General features: G+C 65.4%; 14 protein-coding genes. 8 read left to right on the top strand and 6 right to left on the bottom strand.

Annotated features, from left to right (window positions below; genetic code table 11):
• Positions 1 to 74: 74 nt before the first annotated feature.
• Both ACNJYB_RS16400 and ACNJYB_RS16395 read left to right on the top strand, forming a co-directional pair.
• On the top strand, positions 75 to 557 hold the full coding sequence (locus ACNJYB_RS16400) for a (2Fe-2S)-binding protein (protein WP_439374884.1): 483 nt from the start codon (positions 75 to 77) through the stop codon (positions 555 to 557).
• Entirely contained in the window at positions 557 to 4,078 is a 3,522-nt protein-coding gene (locus ACNJYB_RS16395) for a molybdopterin cofactor-binding domain-containing protein (RefSeq protein ID WP_439374883.1), read from the top strand. The genes ACNJYB_RS16400 and ACNJYB_RS16395 overlap by 1 nt, the downstream gene beginning before the upstream one ends.
• A 209-nt stretch (positions 4,079 to 4,287) precedes the next feature.
• On the opposite strand, the gene ACNJYB_RS16390 is transcribed toward ACNJYB_RS16395, so the two are convergent.
• A complete protein-coding gene (locus ACNJYB_RS16390; RefSeq protein ID WP_439374882.1) occupies positions 4,288 to 5,253 on the bottom strand; it encodes a catechol 2,3-dioxygenase in 966 nt (321 codons plus the stop codon).
• A 430-nt stretch (positions 5,254 to 5,683) separates the two neighbouring features.
• On the opposite strand from ACNJYB_RS16390, the gene ACNJYB_RS16385 reads away from it, so the two are divergent.
• The 3 genes from ACNJYB_RS16385 (at position 5,684) to ACNJYB_RS16375 (ending at position 8,718) form a co-directional block, all read left to right on the top strand.
• Positions 5,684 to 7,423, top strand: a complete 1,740-nt coding sequence (locus ACNJYB_RS16385) for an ATP-binding protein (protein WP_439374881.1) — start codon at positions 5,684 to 5,686, stop codon at positions 7,421 to 7,423.
• A gap of 213 nt (positions 7,424 to 7,636) precedes the next feature.
• Complete coding sequence (locus ACNJYB_RS16380) at positions 7,637 to 8,218, top strand: peroxidase-related enzyme (protein ID WP_439374880.1); 582 nt, start codon at positions 7,637 to 7,639, stop codon at positions 8,216 to 8,218.
• Entirely contained in the window at positions 8,215 to 8,718 is a 504-nt protein-coding gene (locus ACNJYB_RS16375; protein ID WP_439374879.1) for an MgtC/SapB family protein, read from the top strand. Before ACNJYB_RS16380 ends, ACNJYB_RS16375 begins: the two co-directional genes overlap by 4 nt.
• Positions 8,719 to 8,815: 97 nt before the next feature.
• Here the strand turns inward: ACNJYB_RS16375 and ACNJYB_RS16370 are convergent, their stop codons facing one another.
• The 3 genes from ACNJYB_RS16370 to ACNJYB_RS16360 form a co-directional block, all read right to left on the bottom strand.
• A complete protein-coding gene (locus ACNJYB_RS16370; protein WP_439374878.1) occupies positions 8,816 to 11,365 on the bottom strand; it encodes an HAD-IC family P-type ATPase in 2,550 nt (849 codons plus the stop codon).
• Complete coding sequence (locus ACNJYB_RS16365; protein ID WP_165405372.1) at positions 11,362 to 11,529, bottom strand: hypothetical protein; 168 nt, start codon at positions 11,527 to 11,529, stop codon at positions 11,362 to 11,364. The genes ACNJYB_RS16370 and ACNJYB_RS16365 overlap by 4 nt, the downstream gene beginning before the upstream one ends.
• 172 nt (positions 11,530 to 11,701) lie before the next feature.
• Entirely contained in the window at positions 11,702 to 11,938 is a 237-nt protein-coding gene (locus tag ACNJYB_RS16360; protein ID WP_439374877.1) for a DUF6894 family protein, read from the bottom strand.
• A 194-nt stretch (positions 11,939 to 12,132) separates the two neighbouring features.
• Here ACNJYB_RS16360 and ACNJYB_RS16355 point away from each other — a divergent pair, with 194 nt between their 5' ends.
• A complete protein-coding gene (locus ACNJYB_RS16355; RefSeq protein ID WP_439374876.1) occupies positions 12,133 to 12,336 on the top strand; it encodes a hypothetical protein in 204 nt (67 codons plus the stop codon).
• Between the two features lie 38 nt (positions 12,337 to 12,374).
• Here ACNJYB_RS16355 and ACNJYB_RS16350 read toward each other — a convergent pair whose 3' ends face one another.
• Both ACNJYB_RS16350 and ACNJYB_RS16345 read right to left on the bottom strand, forming a co-directional pair.
• A complete protein-coding gene (locus tag ACNJYB_RS16350; protein ID WP_439374875.1) occupies positions 12,375 to 12,608 on the bottom strand; it encodes a hypothetical protein in 234 nt (77 codons plus the stop codon).
• A 283-nt stretch (positions 12,609 to 12,891) separates the two neighbouring features.
• On the bottom strand, positions 12,892 to 13,521 hold the full coding sequence (locus ACNJYB_RS16345) for a ParB-like protein (protein WP_439374874.1): 630 nt from the start codon (positions 13,519 to 13,521) through the stop codon (positions 12,892 to 12,894).
• Positions 13,522 to 13,836: 315 nt separating this feature from the next.
• Between ACNJYB_RS16345 and ACNJYB_RS16340 the strand changes: the two genes are divergently transcribed.
• Both ACNJYB_RS16340 and ACNJYB_RS16335 read left to right on the top strand, forming a co-directional pair.
• A complete protein-coding gene (locus tag ACNJYB_RS16340; RefSeq protein WP_439374873.1) occupies positions 13,837 to 14,178 on the top strand; it encodes a hypothetical protein in 342 nt (113 codons plus the stop codon).
• Positions 14,179 to 14,395: 217 nt separating this feature from the next.
• Positions 14,396 to 14,683: an acyl carrier protein gene (locus ACNJYB_RS16335; protein ID WP_007592476.1), complete on the top strand. Its 288-nt coding sequence runs from the start codon at positions 14,396 to 14,398 to the stop codon at positions 14,681 to 14,683.
• Positions 14,684 to 14,690: the final 7 nt, after the last annotated feature.

Genomic DNA, 14,690 nt, shown 5'->3' with positions numbered 1-14,690 from the left:
GCATGCACGGCTTGCACGTTTGTGTACAAACGGTATCGTCGCGACGTCGAATTTTTGCGGGCTTGGGACCAGGGATGACGCAAACACCGATCCGCCTCACCGTGAACGGCAGGATCCACGAGGTCACTGCAGAGCGCCAGACGCCGCTGCTCTATGTGCTGCGCAACGATCTCGCACTCAACGGCCCGAAGTATGGTTGCGGTCTCGGCGAATGCGGCACCTGTACTGTCCTGATCGACGGCCAAGCTGCGCGCTCCTGCGTGATTCCGGTCGGCGGCTGCGCCGGGCGCGACATCGTGACGCTCGAAGGCCTCGGCACCAGCGACAAGCCTGATGTCGTGCAGCAGGCCTTCATCGACGAGCAGGCCGCACAATGCGGCTACTGCCTCAACGGCATGATCATGACCACCAAGGCGCTGCTCGCGATCAACCCGCGTCCGACCGAGCAGGAGGCGCTGGCGGCGCTGCGCTATAATCTCTGCCGCTGCGGCACGCATGTCGAGATCCTGCGCGCCGTGATGCGCGCATCGGACCAGCTCACCGAGGCCGCAGATTGATGGCCTCCCCTGTTTCGAACGGAGCAGAGCGGCCATCGGGTTCGCTCGTCGTCGCCCGCAGCGTGGACGAGATCACATCCGAGACCTTCGTCCGCATCACCGCGGACGGCTCGGTCACCGCCTATAACGGCCATGTCGATCTCGGCACCGGCATCCGCACCGCGCTGGGCCAGATCGTCGCCGAGGAGCTCGACGTCTCCTTTACGCGCGTCGTGGTCGTGCTCGGCGACACGGCCGTGGTGCCGAACCAGGGCGCGACGATCGCCAGCGAGACCATCCAAATCACCGCGGTTCCCCTGCGCAAGGCCGCAGCGCAGGCGCGGCACTTCCTGGTCGCACGCGCGGCCGAGCGGCTGGAACTGCCGGCCGCCGACCTCGAGATCGAGGACGGCCTCGTGCGCGGACGCAATCGCAGCGTCAGCTACGGCGAGCTGATCGGCGGCGAGGAGATCCGGCTCGAGCTCGAAGACGACGTCATCGTGAAGCCTGTTGGCGATTACGCGATCGTCGGCCAATCCGTACCGCGGGTCGACCTGCCGGCCAAGGCAACGGGCGAATTGACCTTCGTCCACGATGTCCGCCTGCCCGGTATGCTGCACGGCCGCGTGGTACGCCCGCCCTATGCCGGCGTCGATGCCGGCCCGTTCGTCGGCACCAGCCTGATCGCGGTCGATGGATCCTCGGTGCGCGACATTCCCGGCATCGTCGCCGTCGTGCACATCGGCGATTTCGTCGGTGTCGTTGCCGAGCGCGAGGAGAATGCGATTCGCGCCGCCGAACAGCTCAAGCTGAGCTGGAAGCCGACGCCCGCCCTCACCGATTTAGCCGACGTCGAGACCGCGCTGCGCGCCAATCCCTCGACACCGCGCACGCTGATCGACAAGGGCAACGTCGATGCTGCCATTGCCGGCGCGGCCAAGCCGATGCAGCGCACTTACGTCTGGCCATATCAGATGCACGCCTCGATCGGCCCGTCCTGCGCCGTTGCCGATTTTCAGGACGGCAATATCCGCGTCTGGTCGGGCACGCAGAACCCGCATGTGCTGCGCAGCGATCTGGCGCTGCTGATCGAGCGCCCCGAGAACGAGATCGAGGTGATCCGCTTGGAGGCGGCGGGCTGCTATGGCCGCAATTGCGCCGACGACGTCACAGCCGACGCATTGCTGCTCTCGCGCGCGGTCGGCCGGCCCGTGCGCGTGCAGCTGACGCGCGAGCAGGAGCATGCCTGGGAGCCCAAGGGCACCGCGCAGCTGATCGACGTCAATGGTGGGCTCGATGCCGACGGCGGCATCGCTGCCTACGATCTCGCCACGCGCTATCCCTCGAACGCCGCACCGACGCTCGCGCTGCTGCTGACCGGCCGCATCGCGCCCGATCCCGCCGTGCTCCAGATGGGCGACCGCACCGCGATCCCGCCTTACGATTACGACCACATGCGCGTCATCGCCCACGACATGGCGCCGATCGTGCGCGCCTCATGGTTTCGCGGCGTCTCGGCGCTGCCGAACACCTTTGCCCATGAATCCTATATCGACGAGGCCGCGACCGAGGCCGGCGTCGATCCGATCGCATATCGCCTGCGCTATCTGAAAGACCCGCGCGCGGTCGATCTCGTCAATGCAGTGGCCGAACGCGCGGGCTGGACGCCGCGACCGGTTCGCGAGGAGAAGGATGGCGAGGTCGTGCACGGCCGCGGCTTTGCCTATGCGCTCTACGTCCATAGCAAGTTTCCCGGCTACGGCGCGGCGTGGTCGGCCTGGATCGCCGACGTCGCGGTGAACAAGACGACGGGCGATGTCAGCGTCACGCGCGTCGTCGCCGGGCAGGATTCCGGATTGATGATCAATCCGGACGGCGTGCGCCACCAGATCCACGGCAACGTCATCCAGTCCACCAGCCGCGCGCTGACGGAAGAGGTCTCGTTCGAGCGCGGTGCGGTGGCGGCGCGCGAATGGGGCGCCTATCCGATCATCCCCTTCCCCGACGTGCCCAAGATCGACGTCTTGATGCTACCGCGGCCGGACCAGCCGCCACTCGGCGTCGGCGAGTCCGCGTCCGTGCCGAGTGCCGCGGCGATCGCCAATGCGATCTTCGATGCCACCGGCGTGCGCTTCCGCGAACCGCCATTTACGCCGGAGCGCATCCTCAGGGGATTGCACGGCGAAGCGTCGCCTGCGCCGCAGGCGCTCCGTGCTCCCGCCACGCCACCACCGTCGCGCATCTGGGAGAATCCGTTCGCCAAACGTGTCGGCATTTTCACAACGATCGCCGCCTTATGTACCGCCGCAATCGGTATCGCCGCCGCGCTTCTGCCCGCGCGCGCCATTGCGCCGATCGCGCGGCCCGATGCATCGGTCTATTCCGCAGCGACGATCGCGCGCGGAGAGCAGCTTGCCGCGCTCGGCAATTGCGCGGAGTGCCACACCAACATTGGCGGCGTGTCCAATGCCGGCGGACGGGCACTTGCGACGCCGTTCGGCACGATCTATTCAACCAACATCACGCCCGACGTCGAGACCGGCATCGGTGCCTGGTCCTATCCCGCCTTCGAGCGCGCCATGCGCGATGGCTTGCACCGCGACGGACGGCAGCTCTATCCCGCCTTCCCCTACACGCATTTCGCGAAGACCAGCGATGCCGACATGCAGGCGCTCTACGCGTATCTGATGACCCAGCCCGCGGTGCGCGCGTCAGCGCCCGCCAACTCGCTCGCCTTCCCGTTCAACCTCCGCCCGCTGCTCGCGGGCTGGAATGCGCTGTTCCACGGGGCGAGCGAATTCAAGCCCGATCCGACAAAATCCGAGGCGTGGAATCGCGGCGCCTATCTCGTCGAGGGTCTCGGCCATTGCAGCGGCTGCCATTCACCGCGCAACGCACTCGGCGCCGAGCAGCGCAACTCCTATCTCGCCGGCGGTTTTGCCGAGGGCTGGGAAGCGCCGCCACTGACCTCGCTCTCGCACGCGCCGATTCCATGGAACGAGGACGAGCTATACGCCTATTTGCGCACCGGCCATTCACGCCATCACGGCGTCGCGGCCGGCCCAATGGCACCTGTTGTCAGGGATCTCAAAGCCCTGCCGGACCAGGACATCCGTGCGATGGCGGTCTATCTCAACTCGTTCAACGACGCCGCGGCCGAGACGCCGGACGCGCTTGCGGCACGGCTGGAACGGGCGACGCAGGTCACCGTCGCCTCCTCCACGAGCGCGCGCCTCTATCAAGGCGCCTGCGCCGTGTGCCATGAGGTCGGCGGCCTGCCGCTGTTCGGCAGCCGTCCCTCGCTCGCGCTCAACAGCAATCTGCACAGCCCGACGTCGGACAATCTCGTGCAGGTGATCCTGCACGGCATTGCCGAGCCCGCCTCGAGCGACCTCGGCTACATGCCGGCCTTCCGGAACAGCATGAGCGACGCACAGGTCGAGGAGCTCGTCACGTTCCTGCGCCAACAGTTCGCACCCGACAAGCCGGCCTGGACCGGCGTGCGCGAGACGATCGCACGCGTGCGGGCGTCTACCCACTAAGACAAGACTAAGAAGACATGTCTGGAAGCTCGCCTGCGGCCATCCTTCGAGACGCCCGCCTGCGGCGGGCCCTCAGGACGAGGACGGAGTGCGTGGCAGCAGTTGGATAGGCAAAGCTACCGCTTGGCCTCATCCTGAGGAGACCGCGAAGCGGTCGTCTCGAAGGACGAGGCGCTTGCTCGGACTCCACCAAGCTCACATGCTAAAGCTCACCCGTGCTTATTTTCCACCGGCGGCGTGCCGTGGGTGTGGAAGGACTCGATCGTCTTCAATCCCCAGGCCTGGCCCTTCTTGCGCTCCTCTTCGGTCCACACGATCGGCTTCCAGTCGGGCGCGAGGATGAGGCGCGCGCCGGCATTGGCGACCTCGACGCGGTTGCCGCCGGGCTCGTAGACATAGAGGAAGAAGGTCTGCTGGATCGCGTGCTTGTGCGGGCCGGTCTCGATATGGACGCCGTTCTCGAGGAAAATATCGGCGGCGCGAAGGATCTCCTCGCGGCTGTCGAGCGCGTAGGTGACGTGGTGGAAGCGGCCGGGCGTGCCGGAATGATCGAGCGAATAGGCGAAGTCGTAGCTCTTGTTCGACATCGTCAGCCACATCGCCGCCTCGCGGCCGTCGTTGAGAACGATCTGCTCGGTGAGCCGGCAGCCGAGATAGTTTTCGAAGAACTCGCGGTTGGCCTTGATGTCGACGGCAAGACAGTTGAGGTGATCGAGGCGGCGGACATTGACGCCGCGAGCGGGAAAGCGTTGCGCCTGGTTCTTCAGCGCGGGCTTCAGCTCCGGCGGCGCCTGATACCATTCGGTCTCGTAGTAGAGCTCGACGATGTGGCCGTCGGGGTCGCGGCAGCGGAAGGTCGGCCCCTGCCCCATGTCGCCGTCGATCCAGCCGATGTCGAAGCCGGATCCTTTCAGCGCCGCGACGCGGCGCTCCAGCGCCTGCGGGCTGCGCGCGCGCAGCGCCATGTGCTCCATGCCTGACGTCTTCGACGCCGTGAGCTTGAGCGAATAGCGCTCGTAATCGTCCCATCCGCGCAGATAGACCGACTCGCCCTTCTGCCCGCTGACGGTCATCCCCATCACGTCGACGAAGAACTTCAGGCTCTGGTCCGGCTTCGGCGTCAGCAGTTCCAAGTGGCCGAGATGGGCGAGATCGAGGATCGGTTCCGGCTGCATGATTTCCTCCAAGGCTTGTCCAGTAAGGCGTGGCTGCGTTCCGCCTGACCGACGGCGCGATTGAGACGCGGGACACGGTTTCCGCGCGGCGCCAAGGTGACGAATCATTTGTACTAATGTACAAATGATTAGGTCCCGTCAACAAATCAAACAATACCCTCTGTGCGAATGGCGCCCGGCGCATGTCTCGCTACAGGACGGCAGCCTGCCCGAATGGTAAAATCTTCCTTAAAGGCCGCCTCGCCTCCAACGGCCGGGAATTGCCGCGTTTTCTCGGCGATTTCGTCCATGAAGATGCATTTGCAACAGGGCTTCAGACCGAATTACCGCGGATTTAACGGAGCCGGCGCATCCGCCGTTTAACCGTTTGTCCAGCCACGGCCGCGCATAGTCTGGAACAAATTCCTCGCTCTTGCCGGATTCATTCATCGTGACATCCTTTGGACGCGTGATTTCGGTACGTGGGTCGCTCGCCCGCGTCGGGCTTCTGGCGACCAGCCAGATGCCGATCTCGGAGGTTCGGGCTACCGTCGGCCGCTTCGTCAGCATTCGCTGCGCCAGCTCGGTCATCGTCGCGATGATCACCGAGGTCTCCTGCGAGAATCTGTCGAGCTCGGACAATTACATCGCGATCGCCTCGGTCGACCTGCTCGGCGAGATCCTCAACGCCGCCGACAAGGCCAAATTCCAGCGCGGCGTCACCAATTATCCCACCATCGGCGACGCGGTCGAACTGATCACGAGCCAGGAGCTGCGCACGATCTACGCGCCGAACGGATCGGACCAGATCAATGTCGGCTTCCTCCAGCAGGACCGCTCCGTCGTCGCCTATGTCGACGTCGAGGAAATGCTGTCCAAGCATTTCGCCGTGCTGGGCTCGACCGGCGTCGGCAAGTCCACCGGCGTCTCGCTGCTGCTCAACGAGATACTGAAGGCGCGGCCGAACCTGCGCATCTTCCTGCTCGACGTCCACAACGAATATGGACGCTGCTTCGGCGACCGCGCGCTGGTGCTGAACCCGCGGAATCTGAAGCTGCCGTTCTGGCTGTTCAACTTCGAGGAAATCGTCGACGTGCTGTTCGCGGGCCGCCCCGGCGTGCCGGAGGAGCTCGACATCCTCGCCGAGGTGATCCCGATAGCCAAGGGCGTCTACACCCAGTACCAGAACGCCGACCGCATCGGTCTGAAGCGCATCGATCCCAAGCAGGTCGGCTACACCGTCGACACGCCGGTGCCGTACCGCCTGGTCGACCTGGTCTCGCTGATCGACGAGCGCATGGGCAAGCTGGAGAACCGCTCCTCGCGCATCATCTATCACAAGCTGATCTCGCGCATCGACGCCGTGCGTAACGACCCGCGCTACGCCTTCATGTTCGACAACGCCAACGTCGGCGGCGACACCATGGCCGAGGTGATCAGCCATCTGTTCCGCCTGCCCGCCAACGGCAAGCCGATGACGGTGATGCAGCTCGCCGGCTTCCCGGCCGAGGTCATCGATTCCGTCGTGTCGGTGCTCTGCCGCATGGCCTTCGACTTCGGCCTCTGGAGCGACGGCGTCTCGCCGCTGCTGTTCGTCTGCGAGGAAGCGCATCGCTACGCGTCCGCCGACCGCAATGTCGGCTTCGGACCGACCCGCAAGGCGGTGTCGCGCATCGCCAAGGAAGGCCGCAAATACGGCGTCTATCTCGGCCTCATCACGCAACGCCCCGCAGAGCTCGACGCCACCATCATCTCCCAGTGCAACACGCTGTTCACGATGCGTCTTGCCAACGACCGCGACCAGGCGCTGCTGCGCGCGGCGGTGTCGGATGCCGCCGCGAACCTGCTGTCCTTCGTGCCCTCGCTCGGCACCCGCGAGGTGCTGGCGTTCGGCGAAGGCGTCGCACTGCCGACGCGTCTGCGCTTCAAGGAAGTGCCGCCGCACCAATTGCCGCGCGGCGAGGCCACGATCAGCAGCGTTCCTTCTCTCACATCCGGCCACGACATGCATTTCGTCGGCGCCGTGCTGGAGCGCTGGCGCGGCGCCACCTCGCAGCGCGACGTGCCGAACGATCCGGTGTTCTCGGCCCCGCCCACGAAGACGATGTCCAGCCTCGACACCCCGATGCTGCAGCCCTCGATGGGACTCGATCCCGATCGCTTCTCCCTGCTGAAGAAGCCGCTGCGGTAAGCCAACGCTTTCTCCACCCCGTCATCGCGAGCGCAGCGAAGCAATCCAGAGTCTTTCCGCGGAGGGATTCTGGATTGCTTCGCTGCGCTCGCAATGACGGCGGATGGAGCGTCGGTCATAACTCGCACATTCGTCACGGCCAGAACGGCCTGCACGTTGAGCTCACCGACCGCATCGACTATGGTTGCCGGCCCCCAGCCGGAATCCATGCACATGACAAAAACCGCCGCGCAACGCTTCCCCGCTCCCGCCCTCGATACGCTTCCCGAGGACATCCGCACCCGTCTCCTCGCCGTGCAGGAAAAGAGCGGCTTCGTGCCGAACGTGTTCCTCACTTTGGCCTACCGCCCCGACGAGTTCCGCGCCTTCTTCGCCTATCACGACGCGCTGATGGAAAAGGAAGGCGGCCTGACAAAGGCCGAACGCGAGATGATCGTGGTGGCGACCTCGGCCGCCAACCAGTGCCAGTATTGCGTGATCGCGCATGGCGCGATCCTGCGCATCCGCGCCAAGAATCCGCTGATCGCCGACCAGGTCGCGGTGAATTACCGCAAGGCCGACATCACGCCGCGCCAGAAGGCGATGCTCGATTTCGCGATGAAGGTCTCCGCCGATGCGCAGCGCGTCTGCGACGAGGATTTCGCCGCGCTAGAGCCGCACGGCTTCAGCGACGACGACATCTGGGACATTGCCGCGATCTCCGCCTTCTTCGCGCTGTCCAACCGCCTGGCGAATTTCACGGGCATGCGGCCGAACGAGGAGTTCTATCTGATGGGACGCCTGCCGAAAAAATGACCGTGCTGGACTGGCCCGAGATCCTGCTGCGCCTCGGCGTCGCCACGCTCGCAGGCTGCGCCATCGGCCTCAATCGCGACCTGCACGGCAAGCCGATCGGGCTGAAGACGCTCGGGATCGTCGGGCTCTCGACCGCGACCGTGGTGCTGCTGGCCGTGCAGTCCGCCGAGACCGGCAGGATCACCGATGCGGCCAGCCGCGTCATCCAGGGCATCCTCACCGGCATCGGCTTCCTCGGCGCCGGCGTCATCGTCCACGACAGCGACAGGTTTCGCGTCCGCGGCCTCACCAGCGCCGCCTGCACCTTCCTCGCCGCCTGCCTCGGCATCGCCTGCGGCGTCGGCCAGTGGCCGATCGTCGGCACGGCGCTGACGCTGGCCTTCCTGATCCTCACCGTCGGCAACCGCACCGAGCACTGGCTGCACCGGCTGCTCGGTGGCAAGCAAGAGACGCGCGAAACCGATGCGCCGCAGAGGCCGGGCTCTCCCGATGTGTCCTAAAGCGCGAGGAGATTTGGATGAATCGTCATCGAGCTCTAGGTTGTTGTTTACGCATGATCTTTTCGGAAAACCGCTTCGCACTATTCCGGATCATGCTTTAGAACCGGAGCCGCCGCGTCCACAGCGGCTTCAGCGCTTCGAGCACCGTCAGCAGCAGCAGTCCCGCACCAAGCGTGATCAACAGATCATCGGCATGCAACGGACCAAAGCGGAACAGGCTGGAGGCCGGCGGCCAGAGCAGCGCGGCGGCGAGAACGGCGGCGACCGCTGCGAAGATCCAGGCCAGCGCGGGATTGGGCCGGAAGAAAGCCGACACGAACGAGGCGCTGAAGGACCGGTTGACCAGGACCAGCGCAACGAAGCAGACCACGAGCGTCACGAAGGCGAGCGCCCGCGCCTCGTCGGCGACAACGCCGGAGCGCAGCGCGCCGAGGAATATGGCCGCCGTCAGCGCGAAGGCGAGCGCGCCCTGAAGAACGCTCCAGCCGACCAGGGCCAAGGAGAACAGCTCGGCGTCCGCGCGCCTCGGCGGGCGCGTCATGGCATCGCGCTCGTCACGCTCGGCCTCGAACACCAGCGAGCACACGGGGTCGATGATCAGCTCCAGAAACGCAATGTGCACCGGACTGAAGATCAGCGGCAGCCCGAACACCAGCGGCAACAGCGCAAGCCCCGCGATCGGGACATGCACGGCGAAGATGAAGGCCATCGCCTTGCGCAGATTGTCATAGATGCGGCGTCCCAGACGAATGGCCGAGACGATCGAGCCGAAATCGTCGTCGAGCAGCACGATCGATGATGCCTCCCGTGCGACGTCGGTCCCACGCCCGCCCATGGCGATGCCGATGTGGGCGGCCTTGAGCGATGGCGCGTCGTTGACGCCGTCGCCGGTCATCGCCACGATCTCGCCATTGGCCTTCATCGCCTGGACGATGCGCAGCTTCTGTTCCGGCAGGACCCGCGCGAACACGCTCACATGCCTGACGCGCTGTGCAAGCTCAGGATCATCGGCCAGCCTGACCTGATCCCCGGTCATGACATCCTGGACGTCGAGGCCGGCCTGGTTCGCAATGGCAACGGCCGTTGCCGGATAATCGCCGGTGATCATGACGACGCGAATTCCGGCCGCACGGCATTCGCGAACCGCCTCCGGGACGTGGGGCCGCAACGGATCGGCAAGCCCGACCAGGCCGACAAATCGAAACGCGAACGCCTGCTGTGACTGCGGGAGCAAGCTGTCATCGCAGACCGCGGCGGCCACGCCCAGCACTCGAAGCCCGTCCTTTGCCATCGCGCTGGCGGCATCTCCTACCAGCTCCTGGTCGGCATGGTTCAGCCTGCACAGGCGCGCGACCGCCTCGGGCGCACCTTTGGCGCACGCGACGAGATCCGCCCGGCCTGCTATCCACCAGACGTGGGTCATGGCGAGCAGCTCTGGGCGCAGGCCGTAGGTGCGCAGCAGCGTCCGCTCGCCATCCACGGCATCGCCGTTCTGCAAGGCGTCATGCGCGAAAAGGTGCAGCGCCTTCTCCATCGGATCGAACGGTTCCGGCGAGCTCGCCATGGCGCCGCAGCGCGCCAGCTCGACAAATTCCGGCCTGGCGCGATCCTCTCCAGCCGCGGGACGCATCCGCGCCCCGTCGAGCAGCCGCAATTCCGCGACAGACATCTGGTTCTGCGTCAGTGTTCCGGTCTTGTCGGTGCACAGGATGGTCGCAGACCCCAGGACCTCGATGGCGGCGGCACGCCTTGTCAGCACGCGGGCTTGCGAGATCCGCCACGCGCCCATCGCCATGAAGACCGTGAGTACGACGCCGAATTCCTCCGGAAGCATCGACATGCCGATGGCGATGCCTGCAAGCAGCGCCTGCAGCCAATCCCCGCGCAGGAAACCGTAGAGCGCGACGGCGGCGAGGCTGACCATTGCGCCGCCGAGGAAGCAGAGCCGCACCAGCCTCGCGGTCTGTTGCTGCAGCCGGGGCGGCTCGGCCTGCAGGCCGCGCAGCGACAATCCGATCTTCCCGATCTCGCTGCGCGGGCCGGTCGCCTCGACCAGCGCCAGCCCCTCGCCGCGCACGACGAGCGAGCCGGAATAGACGAAGGGCTGATCCTCGCCGCCCGGACGGTGACCGGCTGTTGCGATCCGGTCCGCCGCCTGCTTGCGGACGGGCACGGACTCGCCGGTCAGCAGGGACTCGTCGATCTGCAGATCGTGGGCCTCCACGAGCGCGGCATCCGCGGGAACCCGATCGCCCTCGCCGAGGACGAGGAGATCGCCGCGCACGACCTCGCGGCCCGGGATTCGCCGGCGCGCGCCGTCCCGCACCACGAGCGCACGCGGGCTGGTCAGGTCGCGCAGGGCGTCCAGCACGCGCTCGGTCCGGCTCTCCTGCACCACCGTGATCACGATGGACATCGCACCGAAGACCAGGAGGATCAGCGCTTCCTTGAGATCGCCGAGCACGAGATAGATCAGCCCGCCGCAAAGCAGCAGCAGCAGCATCGGCTCGCGCAGCACTTCCGCGACGATGCGCAAGGGGCTGCGCCGTTCGGGCCGGGGCAACTCGTTGGCCCCGTCCTCTTTCAGCCGCGCCTCGGCCTCGGTCTCGCTCAGTCCGGCCGGACGCGCACTCGCCTTGCCGCTCACGTCTTCCGCCGCAGGCTCCAGAGACTTCCCGCGAGCAGGACGGCGGTCACGAGCAGGATGGCGACGAAGGTCTGGATGATGGTGAAGTTCAGCGCGTCCCGCGCGACGAAGAGCGCGGTGATGGCTCCGGCGAGAACGAACAGAATGCGAAGGATCAAACTCATGATGGCGTCTCCAGGTCGGCATGATCCGGAGTCCATTTGCCTACGCGGGAGCGCAACGCTGGTTCGGCAGTCATGCAAGCAGACCTTACCCACCGCCGACAGCCTCTCTTTGCGATACGTCAAGATCGCATACGCGCTCTGCCGCAGGTTCGCACCGCCACGCTTCGACGGCTCACGCCTGAATTTCCTCGACATCGAGCATGATCGACACCTTCAGGAACGGCGCACCCGCCTCGCGAACGTCGACGACGACGTGCCGCGCGCTGCCCAAGACGAAGGCATCGCGGGCGATGGAGGCGCCGGTCATGAGCGCCTCCTTGCGAGCGTCGTTCTCGTTCGCAAAATCCTGCCCGTCCTCGTCGGGAAACACCCGGCCGTTCTCGTGGATGTCGAAATGCAATCGCGGCATCGGGCGCCTCAAAGCGTTGGCGGCTGGTGCAACTAACGGCCGTCGAAATCCGCCAGTTCCAATAATTTCCGCTCATCGAGCAGCGTGAGCCGATCTCGGTGCGGTTCTACGGAACGCCCGCGGTCGGTTGCCAACAAAAGTTAAGGACAGCGCTCGCGCGGCCATGGTTGTCTTTGCAGCGGAAAGGGCATCTCATGACCAAGAAACGCAACCGAACGCGACCGGCCCTCTCGCTGCAGGAGCGCCTGAACAATTTCACCCAGGACGCCCGCGCCGCCGCAAGCAAGCTGCCGCCCGGTGCAGAGCGCCACTCGCTGCTGCAAAAGGCGCGCGATGGTGAAGCCGCCGCGGAACTCGAACGGCTACTCTGTTCCGCCGAGACGCAACATCCGAAGTGATCACACCGCTTCGCGGTACGTCCGCGGGCGCCAGGCGGCTATTGCTTCCCCATCAACTCGAGTGCGGGGGCAAAGCGCTCGGCAAATGTCAGTGTCCTGGCGTGATGGACGGCGGCGAATGAAGCCGAGATTCCTGCTGAGGCGACGGCGAGCAACGCGATTGCGAAAAACAAACGGCGCATTTCTGCCTCCTGTGTGAGCTCGATACCGGGATAGTTGGGACGGCTCTGTTTCAGGACGGTTTCGTCGCCGCGGAAAATGACTTCACTCAACAGGGTGTGATGAGAGCCGGCTTATCGGGCCGCATGCCGTAACCGACCGACAAGTGTCGCCGTCATTTTGCAGCGGGCGTGAGCGGAATCGGGAATTTTGCCGCTGTGATCACGATCGCGAATCGCAAGGCCGCCACGACAGCTATGGGCCCCTCATCGTCGGATCGTGCCGGATCCGAACACCGTTCCTGCAACCCAGGACCGCGCGCTGGTCGTCACCTACGCGCGGCGCGCCTATCCCGGAGCCGAGATCTTCCAGCGCGACCGACGTGAGCGGTTGGGCTCAATCATCGTCTGCCGGCCCGCACCAGCCGGGCAGATAGACCGCATCCTTGCTCTTGGCTGCGGCCAGGGCCTTCTCCAGCGCCTTGTCGAAGTCGGCATCCACCGCCTTGCGCGACAGCCTTCGGCGCAGGAAGTCCGCCCACAGAAATTCGGAGAACGGCGTGGTGTCCTTGGCAAAGCCGCCCATGCGGCGCAGCTCGCCGGCAAGGCTGCGAAAGGGATCGTCCTTGAGATCGGCGACCGATTTCGGCAGATCGCGGAACGACCGCCGCTCGCCCTTGGCGTCGTAGGGGTAGACCCAGCGCTTGTTGTCCATCACGCCCCAGAACGCCTCGCGCTCGACCATGCGCAGATCGCCGACCACGGTCACCAGCACCTCCTTGATGCCCTCGTCGTGCAGTGCGCGGCCGAGATGATGATGGTCGATCACGTAATAGCGTTCGTCAGGTCCGTGCACGACGGGGATCATATGGGTGCCGAGCAGATCGGACTGCTTCTTCTTGCCGTGCTCGCGCCAGCGCTTGCGCTTCTCCTTGACCTCGCGCATGCCGACCGTCATCTGCGTCGGCCGAAGCGACAGGATCGGCACCGGATGCACTCTCGGTTCGCGCGCGTTGGTCGTGGTCATGGTCGAAAGCCCCTCGCATGGATGCAGCCGGTGGGTCCGGTTCCCCTGATTACCATGGGCTCTGCAGCGGCAAAATGCGTTCGAGGCGGACGTCAAGATCACAAGACGATGTTCACGGGAGCGCGCAACGCGCCCGTCGCTACGCTTGTTGCAACGCAACCCGGACGTCCTGTCGGCAGCTGGACGGCGGGCGCCGGGTGCGTTCATGAAAGATAGTGCAATGGCGCAATGCACGTTTGCGTTGAGAAGATTTTCTGCAACGCTTTCATCACGTGTGCTATCTAAAAATCGCTGCTTCGGAGTGATCCCCGCACCATGAAAACCCAGCGGCCCATAAGCTCGGATGACGAGCACCGGGTGCTCCAGTTCAGGCCGCGCACCTCGTCCAACCCGGCCGTCCACCGGGGCAATGGCACTGTGCAGCCGCTGCGGGTCACGCCCCAGCCGCTCGACCTGTCGCGGTACGAGCGGCCCCGCGCCGAGCCCGACGATTTCCGCCGCCGCATGCTCGCCAACATTGCCGCGCTCGCCTTCACCATCGCGCTGACCGCGATCGGGATCTGGCTCGCAGTGAGCATCGCCGACCTGCGCCGGACCCAGGATTGCGTGCTGATGGGCCGCCGCGACTGCGTCAAGATCACGACACCGCATATCTAGGCCCCCGGCCGGCGGCGGTGCCGCCGGCGTCCCCAGCCCTGTCGCAGCCGTCCCCCTTGGCCCGCCCGGCTCCATTGAACTCAGGGCGGCGCTCCGATATACGGGCTTTCGACCCGGCCAGAGGGGGGTTTGAGGGCGTCATCAGGGGCGCGATGCCCTCCCATCGCGCCACTCTGGAATATCTGAAAAATATCCGCAATATATCAAAGGCTTAGTGATGTCTTCCACATTCGATCAGGTCGCCACGATCATCGCTGAAACCTGCGACATCCCGCGCGACACGATCACGCCGGATAGCCATGCCATCGATGACCTCGGCATCGACAGCCTCGATTTCCTCGATATCGCCTTCGCGATCGACAAGCAGTTCGGCATCAAGCTGCCGCTGGAAAAGTGGACCCAGGAGGTCAACGACGGCAAGGCGACCACCGAACAATATTTCGTGCTGAAGAATCTGTGCGCGCGCATCGACGAGCTGGTTGCCGCCAAGGGCGCGAGCGCCTAATCGGGCG

The sequence above is a fragment of the Bradyrhizobium sp. SMVTL-02 genome, from assembly GCF_051853005.1.
In the GTDB taxonomy this organism is placed as follows: domain Bacteria; phylum Pseudomonadota; class Alphaproteobacteria; order Rhizobiales; family Xanthobacteraceae; genus Bradyrhizobium.
The sequence above is the reverse complement of the archived record's forward strand: the minus strand, read 5'-3'. Positions and strand labels throughout refer to the sequence as shown.

Bases quoted from the DNA above. Each gene is read 5' to 3' on its own strand.
- ACNJYB_RS16400 (WP_439374884.1), top strand. From the start codon at position 75: ATGACGCAAACACCGATCCGCCTCACCGTGAACGGCAGGATCCACGAG.
- ACNJYB_RS16395 (WP_439374883.1), top strand. From the start codon at position 557: ATGGCCTCCCCTGTTTCGAACGGAGCAGAGCGGCCATCGGGTTCGCTC.
- ACNJYB_RS16390 (WP_439374882.1), bottom strand. From the start codon at position 5,253: ATGCAGCCGGAACCGATCCTCGATCTCGCCCATCTCGGCCACTTGGAA.
- ACNJYB_RS16380 (WP_439374880.1), top strand. From the start codon at position 7,637: ATGACAAAAACCGCCGCGCAACGCTTCCCCGCTCCCGCCCTCGATACG.
- ACNJYB_RS16375 (WP_439374879.1), top strand. From the start codon at position 8,215: ATGACCGTGCTGGACTGGCCCGAGATCCTGCTGCGCCTCGGCGTCGCC.
- ACNJYB_RS16365 (WP_165405372.1), bottom strand. From the start codon at position 11,529: ATGAGTTTGATCCTTCGCATTCTGTTCGTTCTCGCCGGAGCCATCACC.
- ACNJYB_RS16360 (WP_439374877.1), bottom strand. From the start codon at position 11,938: ATGCCGCGATTGCATTTCGACATCCACGAGAACGGCCGGGTGTTTCCC.
- ACNJYB_RS16355 (WP_439374876.1), top strand. From the start codon at position 12,133: ATGACCAAGAAACGCAACCGAACGCGACCGGCCCTCTCGCTGCAGGAG.
- ACNJYB_RS16345 (WP_439374874.1), bottom strand. From the start codon at position 13,521: ATGACCACGACCAACGCGCGCGAACCGAGAGTGCATCCGGTGCCGATC.
- ACNJYB_RS16340 (WP_439374873.1), top strand. From the start codon at position 13,837: ATGAAAACCCAGCGGCCCATAAGCTCGGATGACGAGCACCGGGTGCTC.
- ACNJYB_RS16335 (WP_007592476.1), top strand. From the start codon at position 14,396: ATGTCTTCCACATTCGATCAGGTCGCCACGATCATCGCTGAAACCTGC.